General features: G+C 69.0%; 17 protein-coding genes. 1 reads left to right on the top strand and 16 read right to left on the bottom strand.

Annotated features, from left to right (window positions below; all coding sequences use genetic code 11):
- Positions 1-37: 37 nt before the first annotated feature.
- A complete protein-coding gene (locus tag TX83_RS15225) occupies positions 38-967 on the bottom strand; it encodes a M23 family metallopeptidase (RefSeq protein WP_064748814.1) in 930 nt (309 codons plus the stop codon).
- A gap of 7 nt (positions 968-974) precedes the next feature.
- Here TX83_RS15225 and TX83_RS15230 point away from each other — a divergent pair, with 7 nt between their 5' ends.
- Positions 975-1,421 carry a DUF721 domain-containing protein gene (locus TX83_RS15230; protein ID WP_064748815.1) on the top strand — a complete coding sequence of 149 codons (447 nt, stop codon included), beginning with the start codon at positions 975-977 and terminating at the stop codon, positions 1,419-1,421.
- A gap of 256 nt (positions 1,422-1,677) precedes the next feature.
- Here TX83_RS15230 and lpxC read toward each other — a convergent pair whose 3' ends face one another.
- The 15 genes from lpxC to mraZ form a co-directional block, all read right to left on the bottom strand.
- A complete protein-coding gene (gene lpxC / locus TX83_RS15235; protein ID WP_064748816.1) occupies positions 1,678-2,592 on the bottom strand; it encodes a UDP-3-O-acyl-N-acetylglucosamine deacetylase in 915 nt (304 codons plus the stop codon).
- Between the two features lie 365 nt (positions 2,593-2,957).
- On the bottom strand, positions 2,958-4,187 hold the full coding sequence (ftsZ, locus tag TX83_RS15240; protein WP_064748817.1) for a cell division protein FtsZ: 1,230 nt from the start codon (positions 4,185-4,187) through the stop codon (positions 2,958-2,960).
- Positions 4,188-4,518: 331 nt separating this feature from the next.
- A complete protein-coding gene (gene ftsA / locus TX83_RS15245; protein WP_064748818.1) occupies positions 4,519-5,754 on the bottom strand; it encodes a cell division protein FtsA in 1,236 nt (411 codons plus the stop codon).
- The gene (locus TX83_RS15250; RefSeq protein ID WP_075575192.1) at positions 5,751-6,491 is read right to left on the bottom strand and encodes a cell division protein FtsQ/DivIB; all 741 of its coding nucleotides are present in this window, start codon (positions 6,489-6,491) and stop codon (positions 5,751-5,753) included. Before TX83_RS15250 ends, ftsA begins: the two co-directional genes overlap by 4 nt.
- A complete protein-coding gene (locus TX83_RS15255) occupies positions 6,488-7,465 on the bottom strand; it encodes a D-alanine--D-alanine ligase (RefSeq protein ID WP_064748820.1) in 978 nt (325 codons plus the stop codon). Before TX83_RS15255 ends, TX83_RS15250 begins: the two co-directional genes overlap by 4 nt.
- Complete coding sequence (gene murC, locus TX83_RS15260) at positions 7,462-8,907, bottom strand: UDP-N-acetylmuramate--L-alanine ligase (RefSeq protein WP_064748821.1); 1,446 nt, start codon at positions 8,905-8,907, stop codon at positions 7,462-7,464. Before murC ends, TX83_RS15255 begins: the two co-directional genes overlap by 4 nt.
- 181 nt (positions 8,908-9,088) lie before the next feature.
- Positions 9,089-10,165: an undecaprenyldiphospho-muramoylpentapeptide beta-N-acetylglucosaminyltransferase gene (gene murG, locus TX83_RS15265; protein WP_064748822.1), complete on the bottom strand. Its 1,077-nt coding sequence runs from the start codon at positions 10,163-10,165 to the stop codon at positions 9,089-9,091.
- Positions 10,162-11,439: a putative lipid II flippase FtsW gene (ftsW, locus tag TX83_RS15270; RefSeq protein WP_064748823.1), complete on the bottom strand. Its 1,278-nt coding sequence runs from the start codon at positions 11,437-11,439 to the stop codon at positions 10,162-10,164. The genes murG and ftsW overlap by 4 nt, the downstream gene beginning before the upstream one ends.
- Positions 11,439-12,524 carry a phospho-N-acetylmuramoyl-pentapeptide-transferase gene (gene mraY, locus TX83_RS15275; protein ID WP_064748825.1) on the bottom strand — a complete coding sequence of 362 codons (1,086 nt, stop codon included), beginning with the start codon at positions 12,522-12,524 and terminating at the stop codon, positions 11,439-11,441. The genes ftsW and mraY overlap by 1 nt, the downstream gene beginning before the upstream one ends.
- Positions 12,514-13,905, bottom strand: coding sequence for a UDP-N-acetylmuramoyl-tripeptide--D-alanyl-D-alanine ligase (locus TX83_RS15280; RefSeq protein WP_064748826.1), 1,392 nt, complete (start codon positions 13,903-13,905; stop codon positions 12,514-12,516). The genes mraY and TX83_RS15280 overlap by 11 nt, the downstream gene beginning before the upstream one ends.
- Positions 13,902-15,374, bottom strand: a complete 1,473-nt coding sequence (locus TX83_RS15285; protein WP_064748828.1) for a UDP-N-acetylmuramoyl-L-alanyl-D-glutamate--2,6-diaminopimelate ligase — start codon at positions 15,372-15,374, stop codon at positions 13,902-13,904. Before TX83_RS15285 ends, TX83_RS15280 begins: the two co-directional genes overlap by 4 nt.
- Entirely contained in the window at positions 15,371-17,224 is a 1,854-nt protein-coding gene (locus TX83_RS15290; RefSeq protein WP_075575193.1) for a peptidoglycan D,D-transpeptidase FtsI family protein, read from the bottom strand. Before TX83_RS15290 ends, TX83_RS15285 begins: the two co-directional genes overlap by 4 nt.
- Positions 17,225-17,343: 119 nt before the next feature.
- Positions 17,344-17,607: a cell division protein FtsL gene (gene ftsL / locus TX83_RS15295; RefSeq protein WP_031371593.1), complete on the bottom strand. Its 264-nt coding sequence runs from the start codon at positions 17,605-17,607 to the stop codon at positions 17,344-17,346.
- On the bottom strand, positions 17,604-18,701 hold the full coding sequence (gene rsmH, locus TX83_RS15300) for a 16S rRNA (cytosine(1402)-N(4))-methyltransferase RsmH (RefSeq protein WP_087960739.1): 1,098 nt from the start codon (positions 18,699-18,701) through the stop codon (positions 17,604-17,606). The genes ftsL and rsmH overlap by 4 nt, the downstream gene beginning before the upstream one ends.
- Positions 18,702-18,712: 11 nt before the next feature.
- Positions 18,713-19,159: a division/cell wall cluster transcriptional repressor MraZ gene (mraZ, locus tag TX83_RS15305; protein WP_064748834.1), complete on the bottom strand. Its 447-nt coding sequence runs from the start codon at positions 19,157-19,159 to the stop codon at positions 18,713-18,715.
- Positions 19,160-19,639 lie beyond the last annotated feature (480 nt).

The raw sequence follows: 19,639 nt of genomic DNA on the forward strand, positions 1-19,639 counted from the left end.
AAGGGGCGGGAGCCAGTGGCTCGCTAACGCCCTTGCCTCACCCCTTAATCTTCAGCGTGGCCTGAAGCGGGGACTGCTGGCTGAGGAACTGCTTCGGGTTCACCACCCGGCCGTTCTCCCACACTTCGAAGTGCACGTGGGCGCCGGTGGAGCGGCCGCTGGAACCGGCCTTGGCCACTTCCTGGCCGGCGCGGACCAGCTCGCCGACCTTGAGCAGCAGGCGCGAGTTGTGCGCGTAGCGGGTCGTGTAGCCGTTGCCGTGATCGATCTCGACCACGTTGCCGTAGCCCGAGCGCACGCCGGAGTAGCTGATCACGCCGTCGGCCACGGCCAGCACCGGATCGCCGACGTCGGCTTCGAAGTCGATGCCCTTGTGGAACGCGGCGCCGCCGTTGAACGGGTCGGCGCGGCCGCCGAAGCCGGAGGTGATGTAGCTGTTGGCGATCGGCGCGCGCGAAGGCACGGCGTTCATGTCCAGCTGGCGATTGAACAGCAGCGACTCCAGCACCGACAGCTGTTCGCCGGAGGCCTTGAACTGCTGCTGCAACAGGTCCATGCCGGCATCGAGCTCGGGCTTGGCCATGTCGCGCACCGGACCGGCGCCGCCGACGCCGACCGGCTTCTCGAAGTCGAATTCGCCGTCCTGCAGCTGACCGATGCGGGTCAGGCGCTCGCCGAGCGCGTTGAGGCGATTGGCCTCGGCCTGCAGTTCGCCCATGCGCGCGGCCAGGGCGTTGATCTCGCGTTGCGCGTCGCGGCGGGTGGCCGCGATTTCCGCCTGCTGCTGCGACAATTGCGCGCGTAGCATGCGGTTGTCGGCGATGCCGGCGCCGGCGCCGATGCTCAGACCGGTGCCGAGCAGCAGGGCCATGGCGAGCGCCGGTCGGCGGGCGCCGAGGCGGCCGGCGTGCTGGAACCAATCGCCCAGCCGGGCTCGCGTGTTGTCTACGATGGATTGATAGGTCATGTGTCCGATGTCTGATTCCAAGCCCAAGCGGCCGACCCGCGGTCCTTCGAACGCCCGCATCGCTTTGGATGCGCTGCTCGAAGACCCGGCCGGCAACCCGATCCGCCGAGCGCTGTGGCTCGACGAACTGGACCGTCGGTTACGCCCCTACCTGCCGCCTTCGCTCGCCGCGCATGCGCGGCTGGCCAACGTCGAACGCAGCAGGCTCGTATACGTCGTCGATGCTCCGGTGTGGCGCGCCAAACTGCGGCTCGCGGCTCCGGAACTGCTCGACGCAGCCCGATCCATCGGACTGGAGGTGGCCGAATTCGTCGTCAAGACGACGATCCCGCCGCCGGCGGCAGCGCCGGTGCGGAAGGCCAAACCCATGTCGGCCACGACGCAGAAAGCGTTGCAGGCCGCGCTGGCCTCGCTGAAGAAGCCCGATCCGTCGGGTTCCAGCGATGCCGGCTGACATTCGGACGGGCCGCGTACCGGCGCGGCCGGCGGGGGTTCCGAATGCCGGGTCGGGGCATCCTACTGACCCCAATCCACAGGAATGTTAAAGGGAAGGAAGCATTCCGGAAAAGTTTCGTTAGAAATTAGTTAAGCCGTCACGTACCGTTCACGACTGTGATCGGGTTAACGTTCCTGACTTTTTCGGCCCGCGATCGAATCGCGGGCGCGACGCGCGTCGCAGCCCCGAGGCGGGGCCGGCGGCAGAGAGAGACTCAGGCGAAGGCCGGTTCGGGCGCGCCGTAGGCGACCGGGGTCGGTTCCGAGCCGGTGTAGCTGACCAGATCCCAGGCCGAGCGTTCGGCCAGCAGGGCGCGGACCAGCTTGTTGTTGAGGGCGTGGCCGGACTTGTAGCCCTCGTAGGCGCCGACGATGGCATGGCCGGCCAGGTACAGGTCGCCGACCGCATCGAGGATCTTGTGGCGCACGAACTCGTCGGCGTAGCGCAGGCCGTCGTCGTTGAGCACGCGGAACTCGTCGAGCACGATGGCGTTGTCCATCGAACCGCCCAGGCCGAGGTTGCGCTCGCGCATGTACTCCAGATCGCGCATGAAGCCGAACGTGCGGGCGCGGCTGACCTCACGGATGTAGTTCTCGGTCGAGAACTCGACTTCGGCGCGCGACTGCGAGGCCGGGATCGCCGGGTGATCGAACACCACAGTGAAACCGAGGCGAAAGCCCTCGAAAGGCTCGAAACGGGCGATCTTGTCGCCGTCGCGGACCTCGACCGCATGCTTGATGCGGATGAAACGCTTGGGCGCGTCCTGCTCGGCGATGCCGGCGGACTGCAGCAGGAACACGAACGGGCCGGCCGAGCCGTCCATGATCGGTACTTCCGGTGCGGACAGCTCGATGCAGCAGTTGTCGATGCCCAACCCGGCCATCGCCGAAAGCAGGTGCTCGACGGTCATGACCTTGCCGGTGCCGTAGGTCAGGCCGGTGCACAGCGTGGTCTCGGTGACCAAGTCGGCGCGCGCCGGCATCTCGACCGCAGGGTCGAGGTCGACGCGGCGGAACACGATGCCGGTGTCCACCGGGGCCGGACGCAGGGTGAGAAACACTTTCTCGCCGCTGTGCAGGCCCACGCCGGTGGCGCGGATCACGTTCTTGAGGGTACGTTGGCGCAGCATGGTCGTGGGGACTTCCGCGATGAGGGGCAGCCGACGCCCGGCGGGGGCGCGACGGCCCGAAAGGGCGACGAACCAGATGGGGGCGTCACGAAACCGCGCAAGATTAGCACGCGGGTCCCTGAACCTGAACGAAAAAGACACACTGTCCTGCCCTTGTCAACAGCGGCGGACAAACTGACCGGTCGGCCCGCCCTGGGCGGGCCGACCGGTCCAAAAGCCCCGGCGCCTGAGCGTCGGGGCAAGGTGCCCTAGGGCCGGGGACGAGTCCGGCCGGGGTGTGTCGGAGCAGAAACCGGCGGCTGGCAGGCGCAGCCCGCGAAACGGGTCCGCGTCCCAACGCCTGCCTATCCGCCGACGCCCGGCTTTCAGTCCGCCTGCCGGCGCAGGAACGCCGGGATGTCCAGGTAGCTGTTGTCGCTGCCGAAGTCGGCCACCGCCGGACCGGTCGGCTCCTGGCGGGCGCTGCCGCGCAGGCTGCCGCCGAAGCTCGGCATCGGCGCATGGCCGACATCGTCCATGCCGAACTCGGCCTGGCCGGTGGTGGCGTTGCGCACCAGCTGGATCGGCGCGCGCTGCGCTTCGCGCTCGTAGCCGTGGTTGTGGCCGTGGCCGCGCACCGACTGCTTGGCGGCGACGCGGTTGAGGCCGGTGGCGACCACGGTGACCTTGACCTCGTCCTGCATGTCCGGGTCGAGCACGGTGCCGATGACCACGGTCGCGTCTTCGGAGGCGAAGTTCTCGATCGTGCGGCCGACTTCGTCGAACTCGGCCATGGTGAAGTCCGGGCCGGCGGTGATGTTGACCAGGATGCCGTTGGCGCCGGCCAGGTTGACGTCGTCCAGCAGCGGATTCTGGATCGCCGCTTCGGCCGCCGCCTGGGCGCGATCGTCGCCGCGCGCGGCGCCGGTGCCCATCATCGCCAGACCCATCTCGCTCATCACGGTGCGCACGTCGGCGAAGTCGACGTTGATCAGGCCCGGGCGCACGATCAGGTCGGCGATGCCCTGGACCGCGCCGAGCAGCACGTCGTTGGCGGCGCGGAAGGCCTGGATCATGGTCGCGTTGCGGCCGAGCACGGTGATCAGCTTCTCGTTCGGGATCGTGATCAGCGAGTCGCAGTGGTGCGACAGCTCCTCGATGCCCTTGAGCGCCACCTGCATGCGGCGGCGGCCCTCGAACGGGAACGGCTTGGTGACCACGGCGACGGTCAGGATGCCCATCTCCTTGGCCAACTGCGCCACCACCGGCGCGGCGCCGGTACCGGTGCCGCCGCCCATGCCGGCGGTGATGAACACCATGTCGGCGCCGGTCAGCGCGTCCATGATGCGTTCGCGGTCTTCCAGCGCGGCCTGACGGCCGACCTCCGGATTGGCGCCCGCGCCCAGGCCCTTGGTGACGTTGCTGCCCAGCTGCAGCTGCAGCTTGGCGCCGCAGTTCTTGATCGCCTGCGCGTCGGTGTTGGCGGTGATGAATTCCACGCCGTCGACGTTGCCGCTGACCATGTGCGCCACGGCGTTGCCGCCGCCGCCGCCCACGCCGACCACCTTGATGACCGCGTTCGGGGCCATTTTTTCAACCAGTTCGAAATGTGCCATGTCCTCGTCCTCTGTGAGCCGGAATTCGGGATTGGGGAGTCGGGATTCGCACAGCGCGATCCGATCCGACATCACCTTTCCGGCGTTTATGGTTTTTATGTTGAACAGCTAAAACGACTTACGACTTCGCTGCGACTTCCTTGCCTCATGCCGGGATTCGGGATTGGGGAGTCGGGATTCGCGCCCTGCCCCGCCGCCTCGTCTCGGTTTTCCACTTCAGGTTGAACCGCTACGGCTGACGTCTCGTCACGTCCGCCGCCCCTGTTCCGCTTTGTCCTGCCTTGCCCTTGCTCCAAACCAATCCCGAATCCCTAATCCCGAATCCCGGCGCTCAGAACTCGCCGCGATACCAATTCTTGATCCGGTTGAAGAAACTGCCGGCGCGACCGGTGGAGATCACCGGACGGCGCGGGTTCTCGATCTGGCTGCCCATCAGCAGCAGGCCGACGCCGGTGGCGTGGACCGGGTTGCCGACCACTTCGCCCAGGCCGGTGACGTGCTGGGGAATGCCCACCCGCACCGGCATCTGCAGCATTTCCTCGGCCAGTTCGACCACGCCTTCCATCTTGGCCGCGCCGCCGGTCAGGACCATGCCGGCGCGGACGTGATGCTCGAAGCCCGAGCGGCGCAGCTCGGCCTGGATCATTTCGAAGATTTCCTCGTAGCGCGCCTGCACCGCCTGCGCCAACGAGTGGCGCGGCATGCGCCGCGGCGGGCGGTCGCCGACGCTGGGCACCTGGATCGACTCCTCGGCGGTGGCCATCTGCGCCAGCGCACAGGCGTAGCGCACCTTGATCTGCTCCGCTTCCGGGGTCGGCGTGCGCAGCATGTGGGCGATGTCCTCGGTGACCTTGTCGCCGGCGATCGGCAGGCTGGCGCTGTGCGCGATCGCGCCCTGCACGAACACCGAGATGTCGGTGGTGCCGGCGCCGATGTCGACCAGCACCACGCCGAGCTCGCGCTCGTCGCTGGTCAGCACCGCGTTGCTGGACGCCAGCACGCCCAGGATCAGGTCGTCGACCTGCAGGCCGCAGCGCTGCACGCACTTGCTGATGTTGGCCGCGGCCGACTGCGCGCACACCACCAGGTGCGCGTGCACCTCCAGGCGCACGCCGGTCATGCCGACCGGGTTGCGGATGCCTTCCTGCGAGTCGTCGAGCACGTAGTCGCGCGGGATCGCATGCAGGATCTTCTGGTCGGCCGGAATCGCCACGGCCTTGGCCGCTTCCAGCACCCGATCCAGGTCGCCGTAGGTGACTTCGCCGTCGCGGATCGGGGCGATGCCCTGCGAGTTGCGGCACTGGATGTGGTTGCCGGAGATCGAGGCGTAGACCGAGCGGATCTCGCAGCCGGCCATCAGCTCGGCCTCCTCGATCGCGCGCTGGATCGACTGCACGGTCGATTCGATGTCGACGACCACGCCGCGCTTGAGCCCGCGCGATTCGTGCGAGCCGATGCCGATCACTTCGATCGGGTTGCCGGGGGAATACTCGCCGACCAGCGCCACCACCTTGGAGGTGCCGATGTCGAGGCCCACGATCAGCGACTTGTCGCCTTTGCGATTCATGACTGTCCTTGCTGCTGTTGCGGTGCCGCCGCGGCCGCCTGCACCGGCGCCCACGACAGCGAAAAACCGTTGGTGTAGCGAAGATCGGCGCGCGCCAACACCTGCGCGCGCTGGGTCAGCAGCTGCGGCAGCAGGCGCACGAAGCGGCTCAGCCGCGCGCGCGCCTCGTTGCGCCCGACCACGATCTGGGCTCCGTTGCCCAGGGCCAGGGTCCAACTGCCGCGCTGATCGACCTCGACCCGGCGCACGTCCATCCCGACCGGCGCGAACAGTTCGCGCGACTCGTTGTACAGCGCGACCACGTCGGCGACCCGCGCGTCCGGCCCGGAGAACTGCGGCAGGCCGTCCGGCACCTGGATGCCGGCGACCGGGAACAAACGGCCGTGCTCGGACAGCAGGCGATCCTCGCCCCAGCGCGCGAACGGCTTGTGCTCGACCACGCTGACTTCCAGCACGTCGGGCCAGCGCTTGCGCACTTCGGCGCGCTCGACCCACGGCAGCTTGGCCACCGCGTCCTGTGCCGCCGGCAGGTCGACCGCGAAGAACCCGCGCTGCGCGTACGGCAGCAGGGTCTTGCGCAGTTGCGTCGCATCCACCCGCTCGAACTCGCCGGTCACGCGCAGCCGCTTGAGCGGCCACTGGTTCGCGCCGATCCAGCCGTTGAGTACGGCGACGACCGGCAGCGCGACCAGGGTCAGCGCAAGCAACCAACCGACGAGGCGGAGCATGGCGTTCACGCCGCGGCACCTCCTTGCACGGTCGCCTCGAGCACGCGCCAGCACAGCTCGTCGTACTCGATCCCGACCTGGCGCGCCGCCTTCGGCACCAGCGAGTGGCTGGTCATGCCCGGCGCGGTGTTGACCTCGATCAGATACAGCTGGCCGCTATTGCGGTCGCGCATCACGTCGACCCGGCCCCAGCCCTTGCAGCCGGCGGCGACGAAGGCCTCCATCGCCAAGCGGCGGATTTCGTCCTCGGCCGCGCCGTCCAGGCCCGGGCACAGGTATTGGGTGTCCTCGGCGATGTACTTGGCGTGGTAGTCGTACCACTCGCCCTTGGGCACGATCCGGATCGACGGCAGCGCGGTGTAGCCGTCGCCGTTGATCAGCACGGCCACGGTCAGCTCGTCGCCGATCACCATCTGCTCCATCAGCATCTCGCCGGGATAGCGCGCGGCCAGCGCGACCGCCTCATCGATGTCGGCGTCCTTGAGCACGCGCGACACGCCGACGCTGGAACCCTCGCAAGACGGCTTGATGATCACCGGCAGGCCGATCTCGCGGGCTGCGGCGTGGACGTCGTCGCCCTTGGCGATGCGCTTGTAGCGCGGGGTCGGCAGGCCGGCGCCCATCCACACTTGCTTAGTGCGGATCTTGTCCATCGCCAGCGCCGAACCGAGCACGTCCGAACCGGTATACGGCACGCCCAAGGCTTCCAGCACGCCTTGCAGCACGCCGTCTTCGCCGCCGCCTTTGTTGCCGTGCAGGATGTTGAACACCCGGTCGACGCCGTCGCCGCGGATCGCCTCGATCAGCGCCGGAATGCCGTCGACCGCGAACGCGTCGACCCCGCGCGAGCGCAGCGCTTCGAGCACGCCGCGGCCGGAATCCAGCGACACTTCGCGCTCGGCGCTGGTGCCGCCCATGAGCACGGCGACGCGGCCGAACACGGCCGGGTCGGTCACGCGCAGCGGTGCGAACTGCAGACTCACTTCGGTTCTCCCTGGAAGCCATTGGACGCCAGTTGTTGCGCAGCGGCGCCGATGTCGCCGGCGCCCATCAGCAACAGCAGGTCGCCGTCGTTCAAAACGTCCGGCAGCACGCCGGCCAGATCCGCGGCGCCGCCGACCACCACCGGGTCGATGCGCCCGCGGGCGCGGATCGCGCGCGCCAGCGACTTGGCGTCGGCACCGGCGATCGGCGCCTCGCCGGCCGGGTAGACCTCGGTCAACACCAACGCGTCGACCGAGGACAGCACCGCGGCGAAGTCGTCGAACAGGTCGCGGGTGCGGCTGTAACGGTGCGGCTGGAACGCGACCACCAGGCGCTTGTCCGGCCAGCCGCCGCGCGCCGCGGCGAACACCGCCTCCAACTCCTTGGGGTGATGGCCGTAGTCGTCGACCAGCTGCACGGTCGCGCCCTTCTCGGTCTGGAGCTGGGCCAACAGATTGAAGCGGCGGCCGATGCCGGCGAACTTCTCCAGCGCGCGCGCGATCGCGTCGCTGGTCACGCCGAGCTGCCAGGCCACCGAGGCGGCGGCCAACGCGTTGAGCACGTTGTGCCGGCCCGGCAGGGCCAGGGTCACCGCGGTGCGGCTGGCGTCGGGCAGGCACAGAGTGAAACGCATCGCTCCGCCCTGCTGGCTGACGTCCTCGGCGCGCACGTCGGCTTCTTCGCTGAAACCGTAGGTCATGACATGACGCGGGGTCTCGGCGGCGAGCCGGGCGACGTTGGCATCGTCGATGCACAGCACCGCCAGGCCGTAGAAAGGCAGCCGGTGCAGGAATTCCTCGAACGCCGCCTGGACCTTGGCGAAGTCGCCGCCGTAGTTCTCCAGGTGATCGGCGTCGATGTTGGTGACGATGGCGATCTGCGGATTCAGGCGCAGGAAGCTGCCGTCGCTCTCGTCGGCTTCGGCGACCAGCCATTGGCCGCCGCCGAGACCGGCGTTGGCGCCGGCGGCGAGCAATTTGCCGCCGATCACGAAGGTCGGGTCGATCCCGCCCTCGGCTAGCACGCTGGCGGTCAGCGAGGTGGTGGTGGTCTTGCCGTGGGTGCCGGCCACCGCGATGCCGCGGCGGAAGCGCATCAGCTCGGCCAGCATCTCCGCGCGCGGCACCACCGGAATGCGCTGCGCGCGCGCTTCCATCAGTTCGGGGTTGTCGCGCTTGATCGCGCTGGACACCACTACGCAGTCGGCGCCGAGCACGTTGGCCGCGGCATGGCCGCGATGCACGTTCGCGCCCATCGCCGCCAACCGGCGGGTCACCGCGTTGTCGGCCATGTCCGAACCCGACACCTGATAACCCAGCGTGCACATGACTTCGGCGATGCCGCTCATGCCGGTGCCGCCGATGCCGACGAAATGCACGCGCGGAAACGCCTTGGCCAGGTCGCCGGTGTGTTGCAGGCGGCGGCGGAGGGCGGTGCTCATCGGGTTGACTCCGGGATTCGGGATTGGGAATTCGGGATTGGCAAAATCAAGAGAGGATCGCATCGATGGGTGAAGGACACCGCTCCAGTGATGCCAGAGCGGCGGTACGAATCGCGCCGCAGCGCGCGGAACCCGCTTTTGCGAATCCCGAATCCCCAATCCCGAATCCCGGCGGCGAGGCTCACGGCGCCACCTCCAACACCGCATCGGCCACCCGCTCCGCCGCATCGGGCCTGGCGATGTGGTGGGCGGCCTCGGCCATCTGCAGCAGCACGCCGCGTTCGGCCAGGATTTCGATGGTCGCCGACAGGCGCGCGCCGAGGTCGTCGCCGCTCTGCGGCAACAGCTGCGCGGCGCCGCGGTCGACCAGGTAGCGCGCGTTCTTGGTCTGGTGGTCGTCGACCGCCTGCGGGAACGGCACCAATACGCTGCCGACGCCGGCCGCGCACAGTTCGGCCAGGGTCAGCGCGCCGGAGCGGCACACGACCAGGTCGGCCCAGGCATAGGCGGCGGCCATGTCGGCGATGAACGGCTCCAGCGAGGCGATCACGCCGGCCTTGGCATAGGCCTCCTGCGCGTCGGCCAGCAGCTTCTCGCCGCACTGATGCCGCACTTCGCAGGGCACGCGCCCGCGCAGGCCGGCGATCGCTGCGGGCACGGCGCGATTGAGCGCGCGCGCGCCCTGGCTGCCGCCGAGCACCAGCAGGCGCAGCGGACCGCTGCGGTCGGCCAGGCGTTGCGCCGGCGCGGCGATGGACGCGATCTCGCTGCGCACCGGGTTGCCGACCACTTCTTCGCGGCCGCCGGAGAACGTATCCGGGAAACCGGTCAACACGCGCTGCGCCAGACGCGACAGCACCCGGTTGGTCATGCCCGGAGCGCGGTTCTGTTCGTGCACGATCAGCGGCAGCCCGGCCAGGCGCGCGGCCAGGCCGCCGGGACCGGCCGCGTAGCCGCCGAAGCTGATCACCGCGCGCGGCTGGCGCAGGCGCAGCACCGCGCGCGCCGCCAGCACCGAGGCGGCCAGGCGCGAGGGCGCGCGCAGCAGCGTCGCCAGCCCCTTGCCGCGCACGGCGCTGATCGCGATGGTGTCGATGTCGATGCCGTGCTGCGGCACCAGCCGGGTTTCCATGCCGCCGTCGGCGCCGAGCCAGGTCACCGGCACGCCGCGCACGCGCAGCGCCTTGGCCACGGCCAGGCCGGGGAAGATGTGGCCGCCGGTGCCGCCGGCGAGAATCATGACCGGGCGGTCGTTCATGCCGACCTCCCGAGCGAGGGTTCGACCCGCTGTTGCAGGCGGCTGGTGCCGCGGCTGACCGCCGCCGGCGCGGCGCTGGCCGGCACGGCCGGCGCCTGCGCCGCTTCGCCGCGCAAGCGCGCGACCTGGCGCTGGGCTCGATCGAGTTCGTAGGACACCCGCAGCAGCACGCCGAGCGCGGCGCAGCTCATCAGCACGCTGGAGCCGCCGGAAGAAATCATCGGCAAGGTCAATCCCTTGGTCGGCAGCAGGCCCAGGTTCACCCCGATCGAAACGAAGCTCTGCAAGCCCATCCACAGGGCGATGCCGAAGGCGACGTAACCGGAGAAATGGCGCCGCATCTCCACGCACTTCAGACCGATCCACAGCGCGCGGCCGGTCAGCACGGTGTACAGACCGACCACCGCGCATACGCCGACGAAGCCGAACTCTTCGGCGATCACCGCCATGATGAAGTCGGTGTGCGCTTCCGGCAGATAGGACAGCTTCTGCACCGACGCGCCCAGGCCGACTCCGGTCCATTCGCCGCGACCGACCGCCATCAGCGCATTGGTCAGCTGATAGCCGGTGCCGAACGGGTCGACCCACGGATTGAGGAACGAGGTCAGGCGGGTCACTCGGTACGGCTCGGCGATGGCGATGATCGCCAGCACCGGCAGGCCGACCAGCACCGGACCGAACATGCGCGGCATGTTGACCCCGCCCAGCACCAGCATGCCGGCGGTGATCGCCAGCAGCAGCGAGGAGGAGCCGAAGTCCGGCTGCATCAGCAGCAGGCCCACCAACACCGCGGCCACGCCGATCGGCTTGAGCATCGCGCCCCAGGTGGCCGAGATGTCTTCGCTGAAGCGCTTGAGGTAGCTCGCCAGCCAGACGATGTAGAGCAGCTTCACCGCCTCCACCGCCTGGAAACCGACCGGGCCGACGTTGATCCAGCGCTTGGCGCCGTTCACCTGACGGCCGATCACCGGCACGAACACCAGCAACAACAGCACCACGCAGACCAGCAACAGCCACTGGTTGTGGCGTTCGATGGTCTTCAGCTCGGTGCGCATCAGCCACACGCCCAGCACCAGGCCGACGCCGAGGAACACCAGGTGGCGGTTGAGGAAGTACAACGGTTCGACCTCGTGGGTCGAGGCCACGCCGAGCGAGGCCGAGCCGACCATGATCACGCCGACGCAGGCCAGCACGACGGACACGGCCATCAGCCACGGGTCGTAGCGCCCGTGGATGGCGTCCAGTCGCGTTGCCTGGCGTGCGGCGTTTTCCATCAGCGCACCTTGAGCGTGGCCAGGCCGACCAGGACCAGCACCACCGAGATGATCCAGAAGCGCACGATCACGCGCGGCTCCGGCCAGCCCTTGAGTTCGAAGTGGTGATGGATCGGCGCCATGCGGAACACGCGCTTGCCGGTCAGCTTGAACGAGGCGACCTGGATCATCACCGACAGGGTTTCGATGACGAAGATGCCGCCCATGATCACCAGCACCAGTTCCTGGCGGACGATGATGGCGATGGTGCCGAGCACCGCGCCCAGCGCCAGCGCGCCGATATCGCCCATGAACACCATCGCCGGATAGGTGTTGAACCAGAGGAACCCCAGGCCCGCGCCGGCGATCGCCGCACAGATGATCACCAGTTCGCCCGCGCCCGGCACCGCCGGAATCTGCAGGTACTTGGAGAATTCGGCGTGGCCGGAGGCATAGGCGAAGATGCCCAGGGCGCAAGCGACCAGCACGGTCGGCATGATCGCCAGGCCGTCCAGGCCGTCGGTCAGGTTGACCGCGTTGGAGAAGCCGACGATCCAGAAGTAGGCGATGGCGACGAAGCCGATGCCGGCCAGCGGCAACGCCACCGACTTGAACAGCGGCACGTAGAAGGTCGTCGCCGCCGGCACGTCGGCGTACAGCCACAGGTACAGACCGGCGGCCAGGCCGAAGATCGACTGCAGCAGATACTTCCAGCGCGACTTCAGGCCGTTGGGATCGCGCTTGACGATCTTGATCCAGTCGTCGTACCAGCCGATCGCGCCGAACGCCAGCATCACCAGCAGCACGATCCACACGTACTTATTGCGCAGGTCGCCCCACAGCAGCACCGAGGCCATCACCGTGAACAGGATCAGCGCGCCGCCCATGGTCGGCGTGCCGGCCTTGGAGAAATGCGACTGCGGGCCGTCCTTGCGGATCGGCTGGCCGCCCTTGAGCTGGCCGAGCTTGCGGATCACCGCCGGGCCCCACCACAGCGACAGCGCCAGCGCGGTCAGCGCGCTGAGGATGCCGCGGAAGGTCAGGTAGCTAAACAGGCCGAACAGGCTTTGCAGCTGTTCCAGCCATCGAGTCAGTTCAAGCAACATGCGTCGTGCCCTCCCCTTGCTTGGGCTTCTGTGCGGACAGCAACGCCGTCACGATCTTGTCCATCGCACTGCTGTGCGAGCCTTTCACCAACACCCGCACGCCGTCGCCGAGCTCGGCGGCCAGCGCCGCGGCCAGCGCGTCGTGGCTGTCGAACACCTGCGCGCCTTCGCCGAAGGCTTCCGCCGCGGCGGCCGGCAACGGCCCCAGCGCGTACAGCCGGCGCAGGCCGGCGGCCTTGGCGCGGCGGCCGATCTCCGCGTGCATGGCGACCTCTTCATGGCCGATCTCGCGCATCGCGCCGAGCACCAGCCAGTTCTGCCCGCCCATCTCGGCCAGCGTGTCGATCGCCGCGGCGGTCGAACCCGGGTTGGCGTTGTAGCTGTCGTCGATTAGCACCGCGCCGTTGTCCAGGCGATGGGTGATCAGGCGGCCGTCGACCGGCTGGGCGGCGTTGAGGCCCTCGGCGATCTGCGCCAGCGGCACGCCGGCGCCGAACGCCAGCGATGCGGCGGCCAGGGCGTTGCGCACGTTGTGGCGGCCGACCAGCTTCAGCGCGATCGGCGCCTCGCCCATCGGGGTGACGAGCACGAAGCTGGAACCTTCGGTACCGAGCCGCACGTCGCGCGCGGTGATTTCGGCGCTGGCGTCCAGGCCGAAGCGGACCACGCGGCGGCCCGCCGCACGCTGTTCGAAATAAGGCGCGAACGCGTCGTCGGCGTTGATCGCGGCGAAGCCGTCGGCCGGCAACGCGTCGTAGATCGCCGCCTTGGTGTCGGCGATCCCCAGCAGGCTGCCCATGCGCTCCAGATGCGCGGGAGCGATGTTGTTGACCAGCGAGACCCGCGGCTGGGCGATATTCACCAGGTAGGCGATGTCGCCCGGCTTGCCGGCGCCCATCTCGTAGACCGAATAACGCGCGTCTTCCGGCGCGTCCAGCACCGCCAGCGGCAGGCCGATCTCGTTGTTGCGGTTGCCCGGGGTCGCGTAGGTGCGGCCGGCGCGCTCGAGGATCGACTGGGTCAGGGTCTTGACGCTGGTCTTGCCGTTGCTGCCGGTGATCGCGACCACGATGTTGCCGGCGCGCTGGGCCTGCACCGCGGCCGCGAACGCGGCCAGGGCGCGCTCGGTGTCGACGACCAACACCTGCGGCAGGGCCGCGCCGGTCTCGCGCGACACCAGCGCCGCGACCGCGGCGCTGCCGGCCAGCTTGGACAGATGATCGTGGCCGTCGAAACGTTCGCCCTTGAGCGCGACGAACAGCGCCGCACCCGACGCCGGCAAGGCGCGGGTGTCGGTGACGACCGCGTCGACTACGACATCGTCGCCGACCAGGCGGCCGCCGGTCATGCGCGCGATTTCGCTCAGCCGCAGGCGCTTCATGCCTTGGCCTCCAACGCCGCCCGGGCGACTTGGGTGTCGTCGAAGGGATGGCGCACGCCGTGGATTTCCTGATAAGGCTCGTGGCCCTTGCCGGCCACCAGCACGATGTCGTCGGGACCGGCCTCGCCGATGGCATGCTCGATCGCGGCGCGACGGTCGCGCTGCACGATCGCACGCTGCGGGTCGCGCAGGCCGGCGACGATATCGGCGACGATCGCGTCGCCGTCTTCGCCGCGCGGGTTGTCGTCGGTGACCACCACCAGGTCGGCGCCGTGCTCGGCGATCGCCGCCATCTGCGGGCGCTTGCCGCGGTCGCGGTCGCCGCCGCAGCCGAACACGCAGATCAGCCGCGCATTGGCATGGGCGCGCAGCGAGGCCAGGGCCTGCTCCAGCGCGTCCGGGGTGTGTGCGTAGTCGATCACCACCAGCGGCAAGGCGCCGTCGCCGCCGAGCCGGTTCATGCGGCCGTGGATCGGCTGCAGCTGCGACAAGGTCGCGGCGATCTGCGCCGGGGTCTCGTCCAATGCGTACAACGCGCCGGCCACCGCGAGCAGATTGTCGACGTTGAAACGGCCGAGCAGCGGCGAAGCCACCGCGTGGCTCTGGCCGTCGACGATCAGGTCGAAGCCGATGCCGCGGCTGTCGAAGTTCAGCCGCTCCGCGCGCAGCGCCGCGCCGGCGCGGCCGCGCGAGCTCAGCCCGAGCGCGCGCACGCCCTTGGGCAGCGACGTGATCAGTTCGCGGCCGAACTCGTCGTCGAGATTGATCGCCGCCGCCTTCAGCCCCGGCCACGCGAACAAGCGCGCCTTGGCCGCGCCGTAGCTGGCCATGTCGCCGTGGTAATCCAGATGGTCGCGGGTGAGGTTGGTGAACACGCCGACGTCGAAATGCACGCCGGCGACGCGCCCCTGGTCGAGCGCGTGCGAGCTGACTTCCATCGCGATCGCCTGCGCGCCGGCCTCGTGCATGTCGGCCAGCAGTTCGTGCAACTGCAGCACCAGCGGAGTGGTGAAGCCGGTCGGCACGATCCGGCCGTACAGGCCGGCGCCGAGGGTACCGACGGTGCCGCAGGCGATGCCGCGCAAGTGCCAGGCCTGAGCGATCAACTGCACGGTCGAGGTCTTGCCGTTGGTGCCGGTCACGCCGACCACCCGCATCGCCGCGGTGGCGCGGCCGTGGAAACGGTCGCCCATCTCGCCCAGGCGCGCGCGCAGGCCGGGTACGGCGATGGCGTCGGCCGGCGCCGGCAACTCGGCGGGCGCCGGCGGCTCGAACAGGATCGCGCTCGCGCCGTTGGCGCGCGCCTGCTCGACGAAGCCGAGCCCATGCGCGCCGAAGCCGGCGATGGCGACGAAGGCGTTGCCCGGACGCACCGCGCGGCTGTCCATCACCAGCCCGGTGATGCGCAGATCGCCGGGGATGCCGGCGATGTCGGGCAGCAGTTCGGCCAGGGGCAGGCTGCGGTTCATCGCGCGCCTCCCTGGGCCAGCGCACCGGCCGCGATCGGCGGCGGCGCGGCGGCGGTCGCCGCCGGCAACACCGGACCGGCCGGCTTGCCGCCGTTTTGTTTTGCCCGCTTGGCCTCGGCCGCGGCCTGTACCGCCAGCCAGGTTTCGATGTCGTCCGGCGCCACGTCCATCAGCCGCAGCGCGCCGTCCATGACGTTGCGGAACACCGGCCCGGACACCGAGCCGCCGTAGTAGCCGCGCTTGGTCGGATCGGGCTCGCTGACCACCACCACCATCGAGAAGCGCGGCTTCTCCACCGGCACGACGCCGGCGAACAGCGACACGTACTTGCGCGAGTAGCCGCCGGTGGCGCTGAACTTGCGCGTGGTGCCGGTCTTGCCGGCGACGTGATAGCCCAGGATCGCCGCCTGCTTGGCGGTGCCGCCCGGCTCGGTCACGGTCTGCATCATGCGCATGATCTCGCCGGCCACGGCCGGCTCGAGCACCTGGCGCGGCTCGTTGCGCTGGCCCTTGACGAAGGTCGGCTGGATCAGCTGGCCGCCGTTGGCCATCGCCGCGTAGGCCATGGCGATCTGCAACGGCGTCGCCGACAGACCGTAGCCGTAGGACATGGTCGCCTTGGTGGTGCCGCTCCAGCGCGACGGCGGCGCGAGCAGGCCCGAAGACTCGCCCGGGAAGCCGCTGCCCGGCTTGCTGCCGTAGCCGAAGTTGTGGATGAACTTGTAGTAGTAGTCGTTCGGCAGCGGCAAGGCGAGCTTGGCCGCGCCGATGTTGGAGCTCTTGGTGATCACCCCGGTGACGGTCAGCACGCCGTTGTTGTGGGTGTCGGTGATGCGGTAGCGGCCGTTCGGCATCCAGCCCGGCGAGGTGTTGACCAGGGTCGTGGGCTTGACCGTGCCGGCGGCGAGCGCGGCGGCGACGGTGATCGGCTTCATCGTCGAACCCGGCTCGACCACGTCGGTGATGGCGCGGTTGCGATGGGTATCGCGGTTGCCCGCGCCCGGCAGGTTCGGGTTGTAGGTGGGCAGATTGGCCATCGCCAGCACTTCGCCGGTCTCGATGTCCAGCACCACCGCCGAGGCGCTGGACGCACCGGTGTCGGTCAGCGCGCGGCGCAGCTCGCGATAGGTCAGGTACTGGATGCGGCGGTCCAGCGTCAGGGTGATGTCCTTGCCCGGCTCGGCGCTGCGCACCAGGTCGACGTTCTCGACGATGCGGCCGGCGCCGTCGCGGATCACCCGCTTGGTGCCGGGCTTGCCGCGCAGCTCGTGATCGAACGCCAGTTCCAGGCCTTCCTGGCCGCGGTCGTCGATGTTGGTGTAGCCCAGCACATGCGCCATCGCTTCGCCCTGCGGGTAGAAGCGGCGGAACTCGCGCTGCGAGAACACCCCCGGAATCTTGTGGGCGAGGATCTTGCGCGCCTCGTCCGGATTGATCCGGCGCTTGAGGTACATGAATTCCTTGCCGGCGCGCTGGGCCAGCTTGCGGGTCAGCTCGTCCGGCGTCACGCCCAGCGCCTTGGCCAACTCCGGCAGGCGCGCCGGGTTCTTGGCCAGCTCCTTGGGATTGCCCCAGATCGACTCGACCGGCGTCGACACCGCCAGCGGCTCGCCGTTGCGGTCGGTGATCATGCCGCGCGAGGTCGGGATCGGGATTTCGCGCAGCGAGCGCGCGTCGCCCTGCTGGCGATAGAAATCGTTGCTGATCACCTGCAGGTCCAGCGCGCGCACCACCAGCGCCACCGCGCACAGGCCGAGCGTGCCGCCGACCAGGATCAGGCGATTGCGCAGGTTGAACTGGGCCGTGCGGCTGCGCGGCTTGGCGCCGCCGCGGCCGCGCTCTTCGCGCATCTGCGCGATGCGCTCGCGCAGCGATTCGGCCAGCCGCTTCACCCCGCCGCGGCCGGCGCGCTCGCCGAGCACCCGGTCGAGCGGGCCGCTGCGGCGGGGACGATGGGAGTTGCGGCCGGTCATGGACGGATCACCACGGTTTCGGCGCCCTCGGGAAACTTCATCCCGATGCGCTCGCGCGCGACTTGGTCGATGCGATTGCTCTCCGCCCAGGTCGCCTGCTCCAACTGCAGCCGGCCGAACTCGATATTGAGTTCATCGCGCTCGCGCTGCAGCTTGTTGAGCTGAACGAACAGCTGCCGATGCTCGTGACGGGCGAACACCACCAGCAACGCCGAGACCACGTTGGCGACGATCAGCAAGGCGAGCAGGAGGCGCATCATGGCGCGCCTCCTGGCGGAGACGCGGGGATTGGGGATTGGGGATTGGGGATTCGTACGAGCGGCGATGCGCTGAAGTCGGCGCCGGGCGCGGCCTTCGCCTTACCCAATCCCGAACCCCGAATCTCCGATCCCGGCTCAGCCAATCCCGAATCTCGAATCCCGAATCCCAGCTTCTCGGCCACCCGCAACACCGCGCTGCGCGCGCGCGGGTTGGCCGCGGTCTCGGCCTCGTCGGCCTTCTGCGCGCCATCGATGGCGAGCAGGGTCGGGGTGAACGCCAGCTCCACCGGCATCCGGCGGTTGGCCGGCGGCGCCTTGGAATGGCGGGCGATGAACTGCTTGACGATGCGGTCTTCCAACGAGTGGAAGCTGATCACCGCCAGCCGGCCGCCCGGCTTGAGCCGCGCCAGCGCGGCGTCGAGCCCGGTTTCCAGATCGGCCAGTTCGCGATTGATGAAGATGCGGATCGCCTGGAAGCTGCGCGTGGCCGGGTGGATCTTCTGGTCGCCGCGCGGCATCACCGAGGCGATCAGGTCGGCCAGTTGCGCGGTGCGCAGCAGCGGCTGGGCGTCGCGGCGGGCGACGATGGCGCGGGCGATCTTGCGGCTCTGGCGCTCTTCGCCGTAGGTCCACAGCACGTCGGCGATCTCTTTCTCGGCCGCGGTCGCCAGCCACTGCGCCGCGCTCTGGCCGCTGTCGGGGTCCATGCGCATGTCCAGCGGGCCGTCCTTGCCGAAGCTGAAGCCGCGCTCGGCGACGTCGAGCTGCGGCGAGGACACGCCCAGGTCGAACAGCACGCCGTCGAGGCCGGCGGCGGTCGCGTCCCAGCGACCCAGCTCGGCGAAGCTGCCGCGATAGATGGACACGCGCGCATCGCCGCCGAACTCGCGTTCGGCCACGGCGATCGCTTCCGGGTCCTTGTCCATCACCAGCAGCCGGCCTCCGGCGTCCAATTGGTCGAGCACGCCGCGGGCATGCCCGCCGCGGCCGAACGTCCCGTCGAGATAGGCTCCGTTCCCGTGCACCCGCAGGCCTTCGAGCACCTGCCGATACATCACGGGAAGGTGGCCGGACCGCGCGTGCGTGCGTTCCATGCCACCCCCCGTCATAGCTGCAAATCGAGCAGCTCGTCGCTCAGATCGTCGTCGGTAATCGTCTGACGGATCTGGGCGTGATGCGCTTGCTCGCTCCACAGCTCGAATTTGTCGCCCATGCCCAGCAACACGGCTTTCTTGTCGATGCCGACCGCGGAACGGTGGCTCGGGGGCACGGTGATGCGGCCGTTGCTGTCGAGTTCGACGAAGGCCGCCGCTCCGACCAGCTTGAGCTGCATGTTGCGGTTGACCTGCTTGACCTTGGGCAGCTTGTTGACCTGGTCGCGGACGCGTTCCCAGATCGACAGCGGATACAGATAGAGGGAGCCGGACTCGAACGGGTTGTAGGTGATGACCAGGCGGTTGCCGCACTCGCGCGCGACGAGATCACGGTAGGCGGTGGGCACCGCCAGCCGGCCCTTGTCGTCGATCGTGATGGCGGTTTCGCCTTGGAACATTGCGCACCTTTGCGGCTCCCGTCTCTACCGGACGGGTCACCTCAGTTCATCCGCCCGGCTGAGCGGCTGGCCTCGAAATCCCACTAAAACCCAGGATTTCCCTCGGATGTCCACATTAGCAGGGTGCACAGGGTTGTCAACAACTTTCCGGGACAAATTTCACCTGTCGCATCAATGGCTTGCAGCGAACTTCAGAGTCTTATTCAAGAGTTATCCACTAACCTTTGTTTCGTCTCAGGTTTTGAGACTCTGAACGTCACAAAGTGACCCTCGCGCGATGTCCGTCACAGTTGTTAAGGCCTTGTTGCGCAGCAGCAATCCGGCTCGATAGACGCAAAAGGTCGAAGTTCGATCCCTGATCGGCGGCAGCTATCGGAACATCCGCGGGCGCACAGGCGGCCAGGAGCTGCCGCGCTGGGACACCCGGACTGGAGGGGACGCCCGCCGGCGGGCCGCCGTTCCCGCCGAGTCCGCCGGCCC

It is taken from the genome of Lysobacter antibioticus HS124, assembly GCF_000336385.2.
In the GTDB taxonomy this organism is placed as follows: domain Bacteria; phylum Pseudomonadota; class Gammaproteobacteria; order Xanthomonadales; family Xanthomonadaceae; genus Lysobacter; species Lysobacter firmicutimachus.

Bases quoted from the DNA above. Each gene is read 5' to 3' on its own strand.
- TX83_RS15230 (WP_064748815.1), top strand. From the start codon at position 975: ATGTCTGATTCCAAGCCCAAGCGGCCGACCCGCGGTCCTTCGAACGCC.
- mraZ (WP_064748834.1), bottom strand. From the start codon at position 19,159: ATGTTCCAAGGCGAAACCGCCATCACGATCGACGACAAGGGCCGGCTG.
- TX83_RS15285 (WP_064748828.1), bottom strand. From the start codon at position 15,374: ATGAACCGCAGCCTGCCCCTGGCCGAACTGCTGCCCGACATCGCCGGC.
- murG (WP_064748822.1), bottom strand. From the start codon at position 10,165: ATGAACGACCGCCCGGTCATGATTCTCGCCGGCGGCACCGGCGGCCAC.
- ftsL (WP_031371593.1), bottom strand. From the start codon at position 17,607: ATGATGCGCCTCCTGCTCGCCTTGCTGATCGTCGCCAACGTGGTCTCG.
- TX83_RS15225 (WP_064748814.1), bottom strand. From the start codon at position 967: ATGACCTATCAATCCATCGTAGACAACACGCGAGCCCGGCTGGGCGAT.
- rsmH (WP_087960739.1), bottom strand. From the start codon at position 18,701: ATGGAACGCACGCACGCGCGGTCCGGCCACCTTCCCGTGATGTATCGG.
- ftsZ (WP_064748817.1), bottom strand. From the start codon at position 4,187: ATGGCACATTTCGAACTGGTTGAAAAAATGGCCCCGAACGCGGTCATC.
- mraY (WP_064748825.1), bottom strand. From the start codon at position 12,524: ATGTTGCTTGAACTGACTCGATGGCTGGAACAGCTGCAAAGCCTGTTC.
- ftsW (WP_064748823.1), bottom strand. From the start codon at position 11,439: ATGGAAAACGCCGCACGCCAGGCAACGCGACTGGACGCCATCCACGGG.
- ftsA (WP_064748818.1), bottom strand. From the start codon at position 5,754: ATGAATCGCAAAGGCGACAAGTCGCTGATCGTGGGCCTCGACATCGGC.
- lpxC (WP_064748816.1), bottom strand. From the start codon at position 2,592: ATGCTGCGCCAACGTACCCTCAAGAACGTGATCCGCGCCACCGGCGTG.
- murC (WP_064748821.1), bottom strand. From the start codon at position 8,907: ATGAGCACCGCCCTCCGCCGCCGCCTGCAACACACCGGCGACCTGGCC.
- TX83_RS15290 (WP_075575193.1), bottom strand. From the start codon at position 17,224: ATGCGCGAAGAGCGCGGCCGCGGCGGCGCCAAGCCGCGCAGCCGCACG.
- TX83_RS15280 (WP_064748826.1), bottom strand. From the start codon at position 13,905: ATGAAGCGCCTGCGGCTGAGCGAAATCGCGCGCATGACCGGCGGCCGC.